Origin of the sequence: Niastella vici, assembly GCF_002077945.1 — a bacterium.
Classification (GTDB): Bacteria; Bacteroidota; Bacteroidia; order Chitinophagales; family Chitinophagaceae; genus Niastella; species Niastella vici.
Genome location: NZ_LVYD01000043.1, coordinates 1 through 18,130 on the forward strand (window position 1 = coordinate 1; position 18,130 = coordinate 18,130).

Below are 18,130 nucleotides of genomic sequence, written 5' to 3' on the forward strand. Positions count from 1 at the left end.
AGGGATTAATCTCTCACTTCCTACTCGATGACCCGGTAACATAAGTTGTCAATTTTGAAGCGCCTTTTCGCAATATAACCTTAGCTCTTTGTTACCTGGAAAAACAAATTCGCAACATTGCCACATAAGTTCGCAAGTTTAGCCGGGAGGTTTGAAAGTTTCCATGCAATGTTTTAAAGTTTCCATCTAATGTTTGAAACTTTCCATGCGATGTTTTGAACTTTCCAACCAATCTTTTGAAGTTTCCACGCAATGTTTGAAACTTTCCACGCAATCTTTTAAACTTTCCACACAAAGTTTCAAACATATGCGGCATAGTTAGCAACTTTTATCCGGCGCTTTCCAAAAAACGCCCCGGCAGTACCTTTTGCAGTGGAAAATGATCAACTTTGTTCCATTTCCATTTCCGCTTTCTGTCTATATTTCGAAATCATTCCATAAACTTTCTATTCCCGGAAATTTAACATCCAACATTCCAACCTGCTTCATTTTTATAACAACAGTCATCGTTAAGGCTTCTTACTTTATATCTCCATCGTTGAAATAAATTGAACAATCGTTTGCATGAAGAGATCGCGTTTCTGCAATAGAACTTTTGCTTACTTTTAAAAATTACAGGTTACAACTACACGATTTTGGCTCCACCGTCTGCATATGATGAACGATTGTTACTAACCCGCCTTAAAGAAGGAGACGAACTTGCATTTGAACAGGTTTACCAGCTTTATGCTAAAAAAATACTGGGGAATATCGTTAAACTGGTAAAATCGGAGTCCACAGCCGCCGAACTGTTACAGGAGGTCTTTGTGAAGCTGTGGTTCAGCCGGGAAAAAATTGATGTCGACAGACCGCTCTCTCCCTATCTCTTCAGGATCGCTCAAAACCAGGTCTACGATTTCTTCCGCAAGGCCGCGCGTAAGTTGCAGGTTATTATTGACCTGTCGGCAAACAACAAAGATGGCTATGTGCACATTGAGGAAGACCTCTTTCAGGCCGAAGCGGTTCGACACTTACAGGAGTTCATAAGTAATTTACCGCCCAAACGGCGTACTATTTTCAAAATGATCAAGCTCGATGGATTATCCTATGCCGAAGTAAGCCTCCACTTGAATATTTCCGAATCCACCATCAATGACCATATTGTAAAAGCTACCAGGCACATTCAACAACAAATGAATTTGCTGTATCCAGGAGCCATCAGCGTGGCTATTATACTGCACTTCTCCTAAAAAATCCTTCAAAATTTTTTTTAAGCGTGGGCAGATGGAAGCTGGCGCCCGTGCGTATTATACTAAAGAACAACTTTGAGCCTATCCAATCCCATCGCCGACCTGTATCAACGATATCTTGCCGATCAATGTACGGCTGCCGAAATAAAGCAATTGCTTGCCTATTTTGACGCGGGAGAAAATGAGCCCCTGTTGAAGGAACTCGTATTGCAAACTCTGGAAGCTGATAATACCATTCTCGAAACGAGTGATGCGTTCACCGAAAGTGTGCTGGTCAATATAAAAACGGCTATCAGGGAAAAAAGCATCCCCATTGCCAAACGAACGATACCCATGTATCAGCGCAACTGGTTCAGGGTGGCTGCCATCGCCTGTTTAGTTTTACTGGCAACGATAACAGGTTTCCTGCTAACCGGCAGAATGAAAACAGCGGCGTCGGCTGCTGTTTTACCAGAGATCGCAAAAACTGAGATCCTTCCCGGAAAAGATGCTGCCAAACTCATCCTCGCCGATGGCTCGGTGATTGTACTCGACAGCGCCGGCAACGGCGCATTAGCCAAACAGGGCGCTGCAGCCATAACCAAGAAAAACGGAGAGATCTCCTATGGACAAATGACCGCGTCACGTGAAACCATATTCAACAGCCTTGCTACCGACCGCGGTAACCAATACCAGTTAAGGCTGGCAGATGGCTCCAAAGTTTGGTTGAATGCCGCTTCTTCAATCCGCTTTCCCACCACTTTTACCGGAAGCGAACGGCGGGTGGAAGTAAGCGGCGAAGTGTATTTTGAAGTAGCGCATGATGCTGCAAAGCCATTTATCGTGAAGATCAGCTTACCGGGCGGTGCCGATGGAGGAGAAGTGAAGGTATTGGGTACTCATTTTAATGTGAATGCTTACAAAGAGGAAGGAGCCATTAAAACCACCTTGCTCGAAGGTTCAGTACAATTTACCAGGAAGAACAAAAAACAGGTGCTTCAACCAGGTCAACAGGCCATCGCCGATAACACAAAAAACAACATCGGCATCGCTGCCGCCAACATCGAAAAAGAAATGGCCTGGAAGAACGGATTATTCTTATTTGATACAGACCACATCGAAAACATTATGCGGCAGATAAGCCGTTGGTATGATATCGACGTGGTGTATGAAGGCGACGTGAGCCGGGAAACTTTTTCAGGTGTTTTAAGCCGCAGCAGTAATATCAACCAGGTTCTGAAGATCCTGGAAGCAGGCGGACTGCAATATAAACTGGAGGGCAAAAAGATTATCGTCACTAAGTGAGCCAACTGAAAAACGCCCGGATTAGGGCCCGGGCGTCTATAGGTTTGGTCAACCATTATACCAACACTCTTCAAGGGTTGATTATTGTTTAAACCAAAACCAGCTCCGGGGTCAACCGGAACAAAGCAAATGTATGAATTTAAAGACTACTTATTTCCCTTCACTCCGAAGGGAAGGCTGGATCAAACTGCTTTTGCGTATGAGAATAACAGCTTTTATTTTATTGGTTGCCTGCATTCAGGTAAGCGCAAAAGTTGCTTCCCAAACAGTTACGCTATCTGAAAAAGAAGCAACCCTGCAATCGATCTTTAAAAAGATCAACCGTCAAACCGGCTACCAGTTCTTTTACAAAGACAACCTGCTGAACAAAGTGGGTAAAGTGGATATTTCTGTACGCAATTTACCCGTAGAAGATGCGCTGAAGATCTGCTTTCAACAATTACCGGTGACGTTCTGTATTGTTGAAAAAACGATCATCATCAGGGAGAAGGCTGCCATTGAGCAGAATAAAACATCAACTGTGCCACCGCCACCTATAGAAATAAAGGGAGTGGTCATGGATGAAAAGGGGAAGCCGTTGCCGGGCGTGTCGGTGACTAACCGGGAAAGCCAGCGTGGTACTTCCACCAACAACGCCGGCGAGTTTAAGCTCGATGCTGATCCGGGTGATTTTCTTGAATTCTCTTTTGTCGGATATAAAAAAGCTACCGCCAGGGTGGGGAATGCCCCAACCATTTCTATTCAGTTGCAACTGGATGTTACCGTTACTGATGAGGTCATTGTGATTGGATATGGCACCAGGAAGAAGGTGAACCTGACAGGTGCAGTATCTGTTGTAAAAGGCTCCGACATTGAAAACCGGCCTGTGCTCAATGCCACCCAAAGCCTGCAGGGTATGGTCCCTGGCCTGAACATTACGGTAGGTGCCAATACCCGGCCCGGGCAAAGTTTTAACCTCAATGTACGTGGAGCAGGCAACCTGGCAGGGGGCGACGGACCCTTTGTGCTGGTTGATGGAATGCCGCAAAGCCTGTCCGACATCAATCCCAGCGATATTGAGTCTATTTCTGTATTGAAAGATGCGGCCGCTTCGGCCGTGTATGGCGCCAGGGCGCCTTATGGTGTTATTCTTGTAACAACGAAAAAAGGAAAGGCTGAGAAAACCACCATTACCTATTCCAACAACTTTGGAGTTATAAGGCCTGTTAACTTACCCAAAATGGTAAACGCTTATGATTTTGCGTTGTTCTTTAATGCAGCCACTTTCAATGCACAGGGCAGTAAACAATATTCAGACAGTAAGATGGACTTGCTGAAACAGTATGTGGTCAATCCGGAAGGGATGAATATTTTTCCGGAGGCTACCGACAACTATTTATCGAACTGGGAGAATACAGCGAACGGGGTAGCCAACACCAATTGGTTTAACTTTCATTATAAACCGAATGCAGCCCGCCAGATGCACAATCTTAGCATCAGTGGCGGCAATAAGAACGCCCAGTTCTTTATTTCCGGCGGATATTATTCCGAGGATGGCGTTCTCCGGTATGCAGCTATCAAGTATAACCGGTTCAATTTTAATAGCACAATCACCTCTCAGCTTACAGACTGGGCCAAACTGAAACTGAACACCAAGATCATCCAGGACAAATACAAGGCGCCTTTCAGTGCCGGTGGTACTTTTGAGTCGCTGTTCTTTCATAACCTGGCAAGGATGCGTCCCAATATTTCTCCGTACGACCTCAATGGTAATTTCAATGAAATTTCGAGCGTACCTTATTTTCAATCAGGCTCCGAAGCAATCAACAAAGGCTTCACCTTATCGGTTTTACCCGGGTTGGAAATTGAACCCATCAAAAACTGGAAGATCATGTTTGATTTGAACATGCGCCGCGAAGAAGGGCAAAACTCCAGTTTGTTGTTGCCTGGTACCATCTATGGTATCGATGGCACGCCTAAAATGGTAAACCGTTCAGAATATGACATACCGCTATTGGGAAGTTATTCGAGGAACGAAAACAATACCCTATATGTGTCGCCCAATGTCTATTCTTCGTATAAGTTTTTGTTGAATGATGAACATGAATTTAATATCATGGTGGGGTTTCAACAGGAGTTAAATGAGTATCGCTCGCTTACTTCTTCTTCACAGGATCTCATCAGCCCTAACCGTCCCGGCATCAATTTAACCACTGGTACACCAACGACAACGGAAAGCCGCAATCATTGGGCAACGCGCGGTTTTTTTGGCCGGTTAAGTTATAACTACCAGGAAAAATACCTGGTTGAGGTGAACGGACGTTATGATGGTTCTTCGCGGTTTGCTGCCAACAGCCGTTGGGGCTTCTTCCCCTCCATGTCGGTTGGTTATAATATCGCCAAAGAAAACTTTTTCCAGCCACTGAGCCGCATTGTGAATACGCTTAAGGTGCGTGCTTCTTATGGGTTGTTGGGCAACCAGTCTGGTGCAGGTCTTTATTCATACATTCAGTCGATGGGGATTGCTGTACCCGGCATAAATGGCACCGGCCCCGCCTGGTTTTTCCAGAATGGCAGAGAAGCGGTGATAAATGCTCCAGCTCCTTTTAATGCAGGTACCACCTGGGAGAAAGTGTACACAAAGAATCTGGGCCTCGACTTTGAACTACTCAAAAACAGGTTAAGTGGATCTGTGGATGTTTACCAGCGGGAAACCAAAGATATGCTGGGGCCCACTTTTGACATTGCCGATATGTTTGGCGGTAGCGTGCCGGCCAGTAATAATGCGAACCTCATAACAAAAGGATGGGAGCTAAGTATCAATTACCGCGGCAATATAGGAAAAGACTGGTCCTGGTCGGTTGGCGGGGTATTGGCTGACAATACCACCCGGGTTACTAAATATGAAAACCCCACTTTTACCAATCCTGCAGGCACCTGGTATGTGGGCCGCCGGTCAGGCGAGATCTGGGGATACCGTGTAGAAGGATTACTGCAGGATGATCAAAAAGCCACAGATTACAACACGGCGGTGAACAAAACGTTCCTGAGCGGCCAGCCCTGGAAGCCCGGCGATGTAATGTACATCGATCTTAATAAGGATGGTTTTATCAATGATGGAAAAAACCGTCTCGGCGATATGGGCGACAAAACCATTATCGGCAATTCATCTCCACGCTACGCCTATTCATTTAATGGATCACTATCCTGGAGAGGCATTTCATTATCCTTCCTGTTTCAGGGTATTGGTAAACGTGACTTTGCGCCCGGCATCGGTGATGTGTATTTCTGGGGCTGGGGTGCTTTGGCACAAGTGACGGTATTTAAAGAACATTTGGACTATTGGACCCCCGATAACCGGGGTGCTTATTATCCGGCTCCTTATTCGGCCCCGGCAGGCGCACAGGGCGCTTTCAACAGTAAAAATCAACAGGTATCCGATCGATATTTACAACGGGCTTCCTACCTGCGATTGAAAAATGCTACCCTCAGTTATTCGTTGCCGGCCAAACTGGTGCAAAAAGCCAAACTCAGGAAAGTAAGCCTGTTTGTGTCGGGCGAAAACCTGGTTACCATCACCAAACTGGCTGGCATGTTTGATCCCGAAACGCTGAGCGGTGTGCAGGGAACCGGAAAGGTGTATCCTTTAAGCCAGGCGTTTTCCATTGGTGCCAATATTAGTTTATAGTAAATCAGAAATAAAATGCTACACATCAATCATAAAAGAATTATTCCCATCGCACTGGCAGCTTTAGTACTAACAAGCTGTAAAAAGAATTTTCTTGACAGGCAGCCGCTCGATACGTTGAGCACTGATAATTCACTGGCCAGTACCAACGAGCTGCGATTATTTGTGAACCAATTTTATATTGGAAGTTTCCCTGCGCAGCCAACCGGCATTGGAGGCGCCGGCATTGCTTTCAATGATGCGGGTACCGATAATATGACATTTTCGGCAGTGAATACCCGAATGAATGGAGCGCTTGCCCTTAGTACGGCCGGTACCTTGTCGGGGTATAGCACCATCAGGAGTATCAACTACTTCCTTGAAAATTATCAGCATGCTACCGGCGATGTTAACCTGATCAATAACTATCTGGGGGAAGCGAAGTTTTTCAGAGCCATTACTTATTTCAATATGGTCCGGAATTACGGCGACCTCGTTTGGGTAAACAAAGTGCTTCCGGCTGATACCCTTTTCATGCAGGTTCCCAGGGCGCCCCGAACAGTCATCATTGATTCTGTGTTGGCCGATCTTGATGCTGCCATCGCCCTCCTGCCTGAAAGAGCCAGCAGTGCCACCATGCGATTGCATAAAGATGCGGCGCTCGCCTATAAATCGCGTATTGCTTTATTCGAAGCTACCTGGCAAAAATACCATAAGGCGAAAAACGATCCATTCTATACCAAAGACATTACCGATGCAGCCATCAAACGCTATTTTGAGCAGGCAAGAGATGCGGCCTTGCAGGTCATTAACAGCAATCGTTGGCGCGTGTATACAACCGGCAAGCCGCTTGAAGATTATACGAATCTATTCATTACGCTGGATCTTTCCAGTAATTCTGAAGTGATGCTGTGGCGTCGCTACAGCGTCAAAGATAATATCGGACACAGTATCAGTAAATATACTTCCACTGCAGGCGCCGATCTTGGTATTAACCAGTCCCTTGTCGACGATTACCTCACCATCGATGGCCGCCCGTTTACCGGCGCTGAAAAAGATAATGCACAAATTGTTTACGCCAATGAACTGAAGCCCGACACGAGAGACCCCCGGCTTGCTCAAACAGTAGCACTCCCGGGAAGGCCCATACGTCCTGGCGGAGTTGTACCCGCTTACCCGCCCATTAACCAAACAGGATTTAACCGCAGTACCACAGGGTACCCGCTGTATAAATTTTTGGAGTATAATGACCCCAGGGCAGTGGCCGATGACTTTAACAGTCAATGCCCGGCTATCGCTGTACGGTATGCAGAAGTGCTGTTAAATTATGCAGAAGCCATGGCCGAGTTGGGAGGAAATGCCACCCAGATCGCCGATGTGTTGAAACCATTGCGCGACAGGGTGGGGATGCCTGCTGTTGATTTTGCCAGGGAATACAATACTGATGCTGCTTACCCCTTTAAAGATCTGGATCCGGTATTGCAGGCAGTGCGGCGGGAAAGAAGGATCGAGCTTGCCGCTGAAGGATTCAGGCTTGATGACATTATGAGGTGGGCCGTTGCAGATCTTTTGATAAAGGGTAAGCGTCCTGTGGGGGCGCTGTTTACCGGCAGTGATATGAAGGCAAACTACCCCGCATCGTATCAACCACTGCTAACAGGCAGTGCCGGTGACGCACGTCGCTATCTTGATCCATTAAGAACCGTACTTCCCAACGGATACGGTTTTGTATTAAACAGGGATTACCTGTTGCCCCTTCAACAGCGAATGCTGCAACTGACAGGTTATAAATGGGTGCAGAACCCCAATTGGTAATCATTCACCTTCCTTAAACAAAAAAACATGCAAAAGCTTACTATAGTCGTGTACATGATGTGCTCTCTCACGAGCCTGTTGCCGGTTGTCTCGTGTTCAAAACAACAGTTGCCAGTGCCTCCACAGCCATCGCCCTTCTCTGCCGCTTTAATAAAATATACAGAATTCCCGGCTGCCGGGGCAAAGGATACCATTGTTATCAATGGCGGCACCAATGGCTGGTGGGTTACACTGCCTTCCAGTAATTGGATGGTGGTTTCTAAGCTATTTGGTTCCGGCGATTTCAAATTACCGGTGGAGGTGAAGGCAAACAATACAGGCGTTACCCGTGAAATAGACATTTCTTTGTGGCCTACATTCTCACAAGCAGCCGTTGTCATTAAAGTGAAACAAACAAAGTGAGTATACGCTTTCAAAAAGAGACGCTGTACCTTAAATTGATGTATATGATGAGAATATTTACCCGCCTGGTAATGATCATGGCAATGGTGCCCGGCCGGGGCCTGCAGGCACAGGTTTCGAAACCAGCTTCGCTTCCCAATATTGTGCTAATCATTTCGGATGACCATGCGTATCAAACGATCAGCGCTTACGGAAGTAAACTGATGCAAACACCGAATATCGACCGTATTGCGAAGGCCGGTGTTGTATTTGGCAAAGCGTATGTGACCAATAGCATCTGCGGGCCCAGCCGTGCCTGCATATTAACCGGGAAATACAGTCATAAGAACGGCTTTAAAGACAATACCCATTCGCGTTTTGATGGTTCGCAAAACACCTTCATCAAAGAATTGGGCAATGCCGGCTATCAGACTGCGTGGATTGGTAAATGGCACCTGGAAACCCAGCCGCAAGGTTTTTCCTGGTGGGAGGTGCTGCCAGGGCAGGGCAGTTATTACAATCCCGACTTTATTACGATGGATGGTTCCAGAAAGCGCCGCGAAGGGTATGTGGCCAACGTGGTGGAAAATGAGGCAGAAGGCTGGCTAAACCAGCGGGATACTACCAAACCGTTTTGCCTGGTAATTGGTCATAAGAATACGCACCGCACCTGGATGCCCGATACCTGCGACCTCCGGTTATTTAATAATGCCAGCTTTCCGCTTCCCGCCAATTTCTATGATACCTATACAAACCGGGCTGCCGCTGCTGTTCAGGATATGACGGTTGCCAAAACCATGATAATGGGATACGATCTCAAAATGTTCGATTCGCCCGCCGCTGCCGATAAAGAAGGCAATATCAGCCGCATGAACCGGGCACAGCGGGAGGTTTTTATGGGTTATTATGATTCTATTTACAGGGACCTTAAGGCGCAAAACCTTTCGGGCAATGCGTTGACCGAATGGAAATTTCAGCGTTACATGAAGGATTACATGGCCACCGCTGTCTCTCTCGACAGGAACATTGGCCGTATGCTCGATTACCTGAACACGCATGGATTGAACAACAATACGATCGTTATTTATGTGAGTGACCAGGGATTCTACATGGGCGAGCATGGATGGTTCGATAAACGCTTTATGTATGAAGAGTCTTTTCGTACGCCTATGATCATGCAGTATCCGGTGAAAATAAAACCAGGAACGGTGAACAATGACCTGGTTATGAATATTGATATCGGTCCTACGTTGTTAAATGCGGCCGGCATTGTTGTACCAAAGGATATGCAGGGCAGTTCATTTCTGCCATTACTGGAAAATAAGAAAGCAACAGGCCGTAAGGCGATGTATTATCACTACTACGAGAATGGTGAACATGCCGTGTCGCCCCATTTTGGTATCAGTACGGGACGTTACAAACTCATCCGGTTTTATACCCGGGTAAATGGATGGGAATTGTATGATTTGGAGAAAGATAAAAATGAAATGAGGAACTTATACGGGCAAAAGGGATACGAAAAAATAACGGCAACGCTTAAAGGTCAATTGAATGAGCTGATCATTAAGTATGATGATGAAGAGGCGAAAAGGCTACTGGATCAGGAGGTGCACACCGGCAATCCATAATAATTCTTTCTCAAAACGAACAGAAAAAAGGTAATTTGACCATTGAGGAATTAAAGACGCATTTTCTATGATTGCTGCCGTTTGTTCTCTGTGATAAAAAAGGTTCAAACAGTTTTATTGCTTGAACCTTTTTTATCGATCCTTTACCTATTTGCTTTCTGTTTTATTATAACCGCACTTCCGTTTTCCGGCCTTTATAAGTAACTGTTTTATTAAACTTTACAGCAGGCGCAGCACCTGTGCCGTTTTGTTTGTTTACAATTACAATATTGAATTTCCTGCTTTGCAGCATACGGGGAAAACTCCCGCGGATATCATTAATGGTCAGCATACGGGTCTGGTCATTCCAGTGAAAATCTATTTCAGTGTACTGTCCGTTTTCATAGTTGTAATTATCATTCTCGTCTTCATATAACGTGAAATGTCCATCGGTGCCAGGATAAATACGCAGCTCCAGGTTGTCCCATTTCTTTTCTTCGGCATATTGAACGCGCGGTCCCCAGGGAATTATTGAACCTGCTTTTACATACAGGGGCATTTTATCAATAGGAGTAGCTTCGGTTATTGATTGGCCGCCTTCAAGTTGGTCGCCGGTCCAGAAGTTGAACCATCTTGTTCCCGCAGGCAGATAAACGACCTGTTCTTTTACGCCTTTTTGGGTAACCGGGGCAACAAGAAATGATTTCCCGAACATGAATTCATTATTTATATCAAGGGCCTGCGGGTCGCTTGCGAAATCGCAGTATAATGCCCTCATAATGGAACCCGCATTGGCTGTTACCTGCCAGGCAGTTGCATACACATAGGGAAGCAGGCTGTAGCGCAGGTTGATGAATTTCTCCTGTACATCAAATGGCCATTCTCCGCGTTGCCCGAATTGATATATCTCCCGGGGTAAAATGGTTCCGTGTGACCGCATCATGGGGGTAAAGGTGGCGAATTGCAACCAGCGGATATATAATTCCTGGAACTCAGGATTTTTAGTACCCCCATTTACATAATCCTCTGCAATAAAACCACCGATATCTGTATTCCAATAGGGAATACCGCACAATGAAAAATTCAAACCGGCAGCGATCTGTTTGTGTAACGTGCTCCAGTCAGAACGAACGTCACCACTCCAGGTATTGGCCCCATAACGCTGCTGCCCTGCAAATGCAGATCGGGTAAGAATAGCAACGCGTTTGGCTGAGGTAGTTTGCCGTTGATGCGTATATATGCCGCCAGCGTGTAATAAAGGGAGCGCATTACAAACACTGCGAAAACTGCCGGCATACGTAGGTTGGTCATAGTCCTGCTCGTTATGGTTGAGATGATCAGGCTCCGGGTCATCGAGCCACCAGCCGTCGGTGCCCTGTGAAAAAACGCCTTTGTTGAGGTATTCCCAGTAACTATCGCGCGTAACGGGATTGTATGCGTCATATAACCGGGTATGCTTTGGCCAGGTTTCGAAATTAATTAGCATATTCTTTTTTTTGAACTCGGCAAATTGAGCTGTTTTGTAACCAAAGACCGGCCATGCCACGATGAATAAATGTGCGTTCATGGCATGCACACTATCTGCCATAAGTTTAGGTCTTGGATAGCGGACCGGGTCGAAGGCCATCGCGTTCCAGATGCTGTCATCACCCCAGTATTGCCAATCCTGAATAATGCCATCGAGTGGCACTTGCAAAGTACGGTATTGCTGCACTACGTCCACCAGTTCGAATTGTGTTTTATAGCGTTCCCTTGATTGATTAAAACCATACACCCATAAAGGCATCATGGGCGACTGTCCGGTAAGCTGGCGCATTTGAGCAATAACACCATCGGCGCTATTACCTAGCAGAAAGTAATAATCTGAGCAGTCACCAACTTCCGAATCGAAGGATGTTTCCTGTGGATTATCGGTAAACAGCGTGGGCGAATAATTATCCCAGAATACGCCATAGCCTTTCGTTGACTGAAAAAAGGGGATGCATACTTTGGTGTTTTTCTGCAACAGGAGTAGCTTTTGCCCCCGCTGATTCATTTTACCATTCTGCTGCTGACCTAAACCATAGATCATCTCATCCTTATCAAGGAAGAACGCCTGCCTTACATCATAGGTGTTTTTCCCGAGATCAATGATAGGTGTGAATTGTGTTCCGTGATCCTTTTCACTGAATATAATTTCTCCCCCCGGGCGGCCGAAAGAAACCCTTCCGGTTTGCAGGTTGATTATTACCTGCAGCGAATCGGTTTGTTGTACAAGTTTGTTGTCATGCTGTTGTATATTGACGCTGACATTTTCGGGTGTTTTGATAACAGAATAGCTTTCTTTTTTAACTACAGCATCTTTCGGCGATTTCATGATCCTCACAATGCGCGGGCTGTACCATTGAATTTCTACATTGATATTATTCACAGTGGCTTTTATGCCGGTATTTGTTTGGGTATAAGCCTGGCTAAATGCTGCCCGGGTAAATAACAGTAGTAATACTGTAACGGTCGTTTTTATTTTCATCAATTGTAACTTTTAAACGGTAAAAATAAAGCCCTTTGTGTGAAGGAAAGCGCGAAAGCGAAAATGCCATCGGTTTAAGTCAATATTGTTGAGATTTTTAAGGTGGCAAATTATCTCAGGGATTACCTGAATACGAATTATGGAGTTGACATTCCTGTTAATGCTGATCGTAGTAAAAGCAGTCCTGCTATCCTTAATGCCTGGTACACAGGTTAATCGTCGGGAACAGCTAACGCCACGGTGCTGTTCTCAATAACTACAAGTTCAACGAAGTAAAAGCAGTCATGATCAAATGGTTAGAAAAAGAGACAGGAGCCCTGCGGCTCCCGTTCTATTTAACCTACTGCGACTGCTTATAAGAAAAACCGGAACTATTGTAATGGATCGAAATCTCCACCCCAATTGTTGTTTTGTTTCAACAATGGATTGCGGTCTAAAATTGCTTTCGGTATCCCATAAATGTAATATTGGTCTTTCAGGGCTATATTGCCAGCATCTGTAGTGATAACAGTGGATGTGAATTTGGTCCAAACCGTGTTGATATCATCCATCGGCGACACCTTGGTTTCGCCTGGTTTCAATAACACAGCTATGCCATGCCGCTGCTGAAGCGCGTTCATATAACCAAACAATTTCCAGCGGCGGAGATCATCCCAGCGCTTGTTTTCAAAACAGAACTCAACAAACCGCTCTTTTTGATAAGCTGTTCTCATCTCATTTTGCGAAGCGGCGGTAATTCCATAATTGCCACCGGCACCAGCTAAAATACCCGCGCGGTTCCTTATCTGTTTTAATACATCCAGGGCTTCCGTTGTTTTACCCAGTTCATTGGCGCATTCGCCATAATTCATTAAAACTTCAGCATAGCGGATTTCTATCCAATCCACAGCTGCATTATAAACGGTGCCCTTATCTATATTTTTATCAATGCCCTTAATGCGGTAAAAGCTTGAATTTGACCAAAGGGGGTCAGTGGTTACATCATTGTGTACACCTTCAAGACCGGTAGCCCCGTTATAATTGGTGATAGTTGTAAAATAGGTCCACAAATAGGTTTTGTCATCGCGCATGCCCTTTAAATACTGATTGGGAGAACCATTATAATAGATGCTTGCATAAAATCTGTCATCCCGGTTCCTGAACAGCGTATCATAACTTCTGGTTTGTGAATCCCAGGATGAGCCATCTTTCATTGGAAACGCATTGACCAGTTCTAATGAGGGCCTGTCGTAGCCTACGTCATCCTTCGACCAGTTTAAAGGTATTAACCCGCCCTGAAAATAAGTGGCCTGCGGATAGTTGTACCGGCGTACCATTACCGCTTCCTTGTTTAATTCATCATCCCATATTTTGCCATACGACGCGTATAATCCTTTGCCATGAGCGTCTAAAAAATCTTTAGCCGCCTTATTGGCATCATATGCTTTTTGCCACGAGGCCACACCGCCCAATCCATTAAACAGGGGGCTGGCATAAAACAATAACACCCTTCCTTTATAAGCCATGGCCGAACCTTTATCAACTCTGCCCACGTCGTTGCCGCTCGATACATCGGGCAGTAATGCGATGGCGGCATCAAGATCCTTTAAGATCTGTGTTACGCATTCCGATGTTTTATTACGCGGTTTTTGCAATTGTGTTAGGTCTGAGGTGGGGCTCTGGGCTTCCAGTATAAGCGGAACGCCGCCATAACCACTCACCAGTATGTGATAGGCCCAGGCCCTCAGCAATAATGCCTGTCCCTTTATCATATCTTTATCTGCCTGGCTGAAAGTGGCGCCATCTATTTGACCCAACAAAATATTGATGGTGCGGATATTGTTGTATTGGCTAAAATTATTCCAGGTATCAAAGGTAGCTGTTCCTCTTAACGCGGAATTCAATTGCCTTTGGTAAGCAACAGCTTCGTCTGAAAGATTACCAGTGCAGCTATACGTTGCATTGGGGTTTGCGGTCAACACGGCCGCATAAATATTATTGAGATATGCTGTAGCGATTGCCGGGTTCGACCAAACGGTGGCCGGGTCTACAGCGGAAAGATTCTTTTTATCCAACACCTTACTGCAGCTCATTATTTCAAAAGAGAGTAATAAGAGCAGTATTATTTTCGAATTGTTTGTCATGTTACTGTTTTTAGCGTTAACACTTTTACTTAAAACCTGATATCGATACCCACTGTATATGTCTTCATGCTTGGATAACTCATAAATTGATACAGCTCGGGATCATACAACTTGAATTTCGACAGATAAAACAGATTTGTTCCTGATACGAAGATCCTTGCATCTTTTATAGCTAACCTGTTTGACAGTATGGAAGGTATTTTATAATTAACGTTCAGGTATTTCATTCGCAGAATTCCACCATTATACGTATTAAAAGTGGATGTCCATGTGTAACCGTAAGAATGGGGATCGCCCCAGGGATAAATTTTAGGTGTAGAGCCATTGACATTATCGGTGCTCCATGAATCGGCGTGGTATTTAGGCACCTTGCCTCCACCACCAAAATTCCTGCTCCATGCATCGTTGTAACTCACTTTAAAACCTGCCAGGCCCGAAAGCAATGTTTCCAGGCTGAATCCTTTGTATGATAGTGAAATATTCAAACCATAGGAAACAGGTGCGTTGTCTGCACCAAAATATTTGCCAAGCACTATTTGATCATAACTGTCTACCTTATTATCCGGCTTTCCATCAGGTCCGCTGATATCCTTAAATAACATATCTCCTAATGCAGGCGCAACACCATTAATCGTATATCCTGACGGTAGCTTATTCAGGTCTTCCTGTGTGCGCAATATTCCCAACGCCTGATACCCGGAACTATAGGCTAAAGTTTTTCCATTGGGATTTGCATAAGGCTGGGCATTGGCGGCAACGTCTCTTCTGATCACTTTATTGGTACCATAACTAAATATTCCTTTGACGTTATAACTGAAATCTTTACCGATCGAGTTATTATAACTCAGTTCTAATTCCATACCTTTTGAATCTACCTGACCATAATTCTCCGCCGGTAAAGCGCCGCCAAATTCTGCGGGAATAGCCAGGATACGGAAGCCAAGGATATCATAAGTATGGCGTTTCCAATAATCAAACGTAAATCTTATATTCTTCAGGGCTGTAGCCTCCAGGCCGATATCAACCGAATTTGATTTTTCCCAGCTCAGATCAGGATTGGGAATACCTCCATAAGACAGGCGTGGAGCAGTAGTGCCAGGGTTGCCCAAATAATAGGTACTGCTCAGAATATTGAATTGGTCGACCCATTGCCAACCGCCAATAGCATCATTACCGGTTGTAGCAAAAGATCCCCGCAACTTTAAGAAATCAATGGCATTGGCCAGTTTTGAAGACTCGAAGAAGTTTTCCCTGGAAATCACCCAGCCTGCAGATACAGAAGGAAACCAGCCCCATCTTTTATTAGGAGCAAATTTTACAGAGCCATCTCTTCGAACGGAGGCAGAGAAAAGATATTTTGCATCATAATCGTAACTGAGCCTGCCGATATAGGATAATCTTCCATCCATGATCTGTCTTCCACCTGTTGTCCAGTCGGCATTGTTTCCGCTGGTGGCAAAATACTGATCGGTAGGGAATAATGGAAAATTATACCTGTACATCGAAAAGGAGCTGGTATCGGCCTCAAATTGTTCGTAAACAGCCAGGGCGCCAATGGTATGCTTACCAAATGTGCGGTCATAATTTATCTGGCCATTTAACTGATAATTGTCACATTTTCTATATTCATTCCCCAGGTATTCACTACCGGGATCACCGCTTAGTACTGAGCCGGTCATTTCATCGGTGTATATCAGGTTATTGGGACCTGTTTTCTTGAAGTTGTACAGCAGTTGTTTTTTGGCAAAATTCTTTACATAATCGTTATTGTAGTTTTTGCTATACGCGGCCTTTACGCTTAACCCCTGTACAAAAGGTATTTTGTATTCGGCTGTGAGCAGGGCGTCTATCTGTTGGTTGTTGTTACGCCAGTAACCGCCGTTCTTCATCATCTCTACAGGGTTGCCCAACCAGCCCGGGTTGTTGGGTTTGCCATTAATGTAAGGGGTTGCAAAAACATCCCAATACAATAATTTGCCCCACAGGTTATTCAGGTCAGGCGAGTTATAATCGTAAGTAAAATTGAAACGGTTACGGGTGCCGTAACTATTACTTACGTTTAAACCAATGGTGAGGTTTTTTACTAAATTGGCCTGAATATTACCACGCAAATTGTATTTTTTGTACCACACATTTGGTAAAAATCCACGCTCTTTAAAATAAGAGCCGCCCATATAAAAAGTAATTTTCTCGTTGCCGCCAGATACCATTAAAGCATGACGTTGATTGGTTGGGTCGGTATAGGCGGCATTATAATAATTTTCACCTTTGGGGTTGTTTTTCAACACCCAGTCAATTTCTTCGTCGCTTAAGCCGCCATTCACCGCTTTTGAAAGTTTCAATCCATCTGCAACAGGCATATATTCCGGTAGTTTGCCGGTCTTTTGCTTACTGAAGGTTGAGCTGTATTCAATCCTTGGCTTACCGCTTTTACCTGTTTTCGTGGTCACCAGGATAACCCCATTCGAAGACCGGGACCCATAGATGGCAGCCGAAGCGGCGTCTTTCAATACGGAGATATCTGCTACCTCATTGGGGTCTAACGCATCAAAACTGTTTTTGTCCCTTACAACACCATCAATTACAAATATGGGATCGTACGTACCACTGAATGATGAACGGGAACGTACCTTGATAGTAGAAGAAGCACCCGGGGTGCCGGTTTGTGAACTGATAAATGTGCCCGATAACCTGCCGGCCAGCACATTCGATAAATTGGAAGTAGGGATGAGTTGTATGTCCTGTGCATTGATAGATGAAACCGCAGAGGTTGCTTTGGCTTTTTTCTGAGAGCCATACCCTACGATAATTATCTGTTCACCTTCGGTCGCAACCTGTTTTAATATAACATTTATACTTGTTTGGCTGGTCACTTTTATTTCCTGTGGCGCATGCCCCACCATTGAAATAACAAGTATATCACCCGGGTTTGCATTTATGGTAAAAAGGCCCTTGTCGTTTGTAGTGGTTCCGTAATTGGTTCCTTTAATTACTATATTGGCGTTTACCAGGGGCTCCCCGTTTTCAGAGGATACTTTTCCCTGTATTTGAACAGGTAAAGGTGCGGGCTCATCAGCTTCTTTATTCTTTTCAACCGGGGAAAGTAGTTTCGGTCTGGTAATTATAACAACGGTATTATACCGGATCTGGAAGCTTACCGGCTGGTCTTTGAAGCAAAGCTCCAGGGCTGCCTCCAGGTCTGCATTTTTTACGGATATAGAAACGGGCCTTGTTTTTTTAAGCAGTTCTGGATTATAAAGAACATCATAACCCGTTTGTTGCTTTACCATTTCAAATACCGTTTCGAGCGGTAATTGTCTGCCGGTTATGGAAACTTTCTGGGAGAAAGTTTTGGCATTTACATGCAGGCAGGCTACTAATAAGAAAAATGCAGTCAATTTCATACAAAGCAGCGTTTTGGCTGGCAAATACCTTCCTGCACGGAACGTATTGCCCGTAACAATTTCATTCATACTTTTGTAAAGTTTTGGCTTACTAAATGTTTGTCAATTTTGGAAAGAGGAACATTGGTGGCC

The 18,130-nt window shown here is 44.9% G+C and carries 9 protein-coding genes; 6 read left to right on the forward strand and 3 right to left on the reverse strand.

The window, feature by feature from the left end:
• Positions 1-635: 635 nt before the first annotated feature.
• The 6 genes from A3860_RS12870 (at position 636) to A3860_RS12895 (ending at position 9,983) form a co-directional block, all read left to right on the forward strand.
• Complete coding sequence (locus tag A3860_RS12870; RefSeq protein ID WP_158085222.1) at positions 636-1,229, forward strand: RNA polymerase sigma factor; 594 nt, start codon at positions 636-638, stop codon at positions 1,227-1,229.
• Between the two features lie 75 nt (positions 1,230-1,304).
• The gene (locus A3860_RS12875; protein ID WP_081147124.1) at positions 1,305-2,513 is read left to right on the forward strand and encodes a FecR family protein; all 1,209 of its coding nucleotides are present in this window, start codon (positions 1,305-1,307) and stop codon (positions 2,511-2,513) included.
• Between the two features lie 199 nt (positions 2,514-2,712).
• Positions 2,713-6,180, forward strand: a complete 3,468-nt coding sequence (locus A3860_RS12880) for a TonB-dependent receptor (protein WP_158085223.1) — start codon at positions 2,713-2,715, stop codon at positions 6,178-6,180.
• Between the two features lie 15 nt (positions 6,181-6,195).
• Positions 6,196-7,974: a RagB/SusD family nutrient uptake outer membrane protein gene (locus A3860_RS12885; protein WP_081147126.1), complete on the forward strand. Its 1,779-nt coding sequence runs from the start codon at positions 6,196-6,198 to the stop codon at positions 7,972-7,974.
• 27 nt (positions 7,975-8,001) lie between these two features.
• Entirely contained in the window at positions 8,002-8,376 is a 375-nt protein-coding gene (locus tag A3860_RS12890) for a BACON domain-containing protein (protein ID WP_143774073.1), read from the forward strand.
• A 44-nt stretch (positions 8,377-8,420) separates the two neighbouring features.
• Positions 8,421-9,983: a sulfatase family protein gene (locus A3860_RS12895; protein WP_081147357.1), complete on the forward strand. Its 1,563-nt coding sequence runs from the start codon at positions 8,421-8,423 to the stop codon at positions 9,981-9,983.
• A gap of 166 nt (positions 9,984-10,149) precedes the next feature.
• Here the strand turns inward: A3860_RS12895 and A3860_RS12900 are convergent, their stop codons facing one another.
• From A3860_RS12900 to A3860_RS12910, 3 genes are all read right to left on the reverse strand, one after another.
• A complete protein-coding gene (locus A3860_RS12900) occupies positions 10,150-12,471 on the reverse strand; it encodes a glycoside hydrolase family 31 protein (RefSeq protein WP_081147128.1) in 2,322 nt (773 codons plus the stop codon).
• A 371-nt stretch (positions 12,472-12,842) separates the two neighbouring features.
• Positions 12,843-14,594, reverse strand: a complete 1,752-nt coding sequence (locus tag A3860_RS12905; RefSeq protein ID WP_081147129.1) for a RagB/SusD family nutrient uptake outer membrane protein — start codon at positions 14,592-14,594, stop codon at positions 12,843-12,845.
• Positions 14,595-14,623: 29 nt separating this feature from the next.
• Positions 14,624-18,067: a TonB-dependent receptor gene (locus tag A3860_RS12910; RefSeq protein WP_081147130.1), complete on the reverse strand. Its 3,444-nt coding sequence runs from the start codon at positions 18,065-18,067 to the stop codon at positions 14,624-14,626.
• Positions 18,068-18,130: the final 63 nt, after the last annotated feature.

What these genes read in the sequence shown, in the direction of transcription:
- A3860_RS12910 (WP_081147130.1), bottom strand. Translation starts at nt 18,067, where the DNA reads ATGAATGAAATTGTTACGGGCAATACGTTCCGTGCAGGAAGGTATTTG.
- A3860_RS12895 (WP_081147357.1), top strand. Translation starts at nt 8,421, where the DNA reads ATGATGAGAATATTTACCCGCCTGGTAATGATCATGGCAATGGTGCCC.
- A3860_RS12890 (WP_143774073.1), top strand. Translation starts at nt 8,002, where the DNA reads ATGCAAAAGCTTACTATAGTCGTGTACATGATGTGCTCTCTCACGAGC.
- A3860_RS12885 (WP_081147126.1), top strand. Translation starts at nt 6,196, where the DNA reads ATGCTACACATCAATCATAAAAGAATTATTCCCATCGCACTGGCAGCT.
- A3860_RS12900 (WP_081147128.1), bottom strand. Translation starts at nt 12,471, where the DNA reads ATGAAAATAAAAACGACCGTTACAGTATTACTACTGTTATTTACCCGG.
- A3860_RS12905 (WP_081147129.1), bottom strand. Translation starts at nt 14,594, where the DNA reads ATGACAAACAATTCGAAAATAATACTGCTCTTATTACTCTCTTTTGAA.
- A3860_RS12880 (WP_158085223.1), top strand. Translation starts at nt 2,713, where the DNA reads ATGAGAATAACAGCTTTTATTTTATTGGTTGCCTGCATTCAGGTAAGC.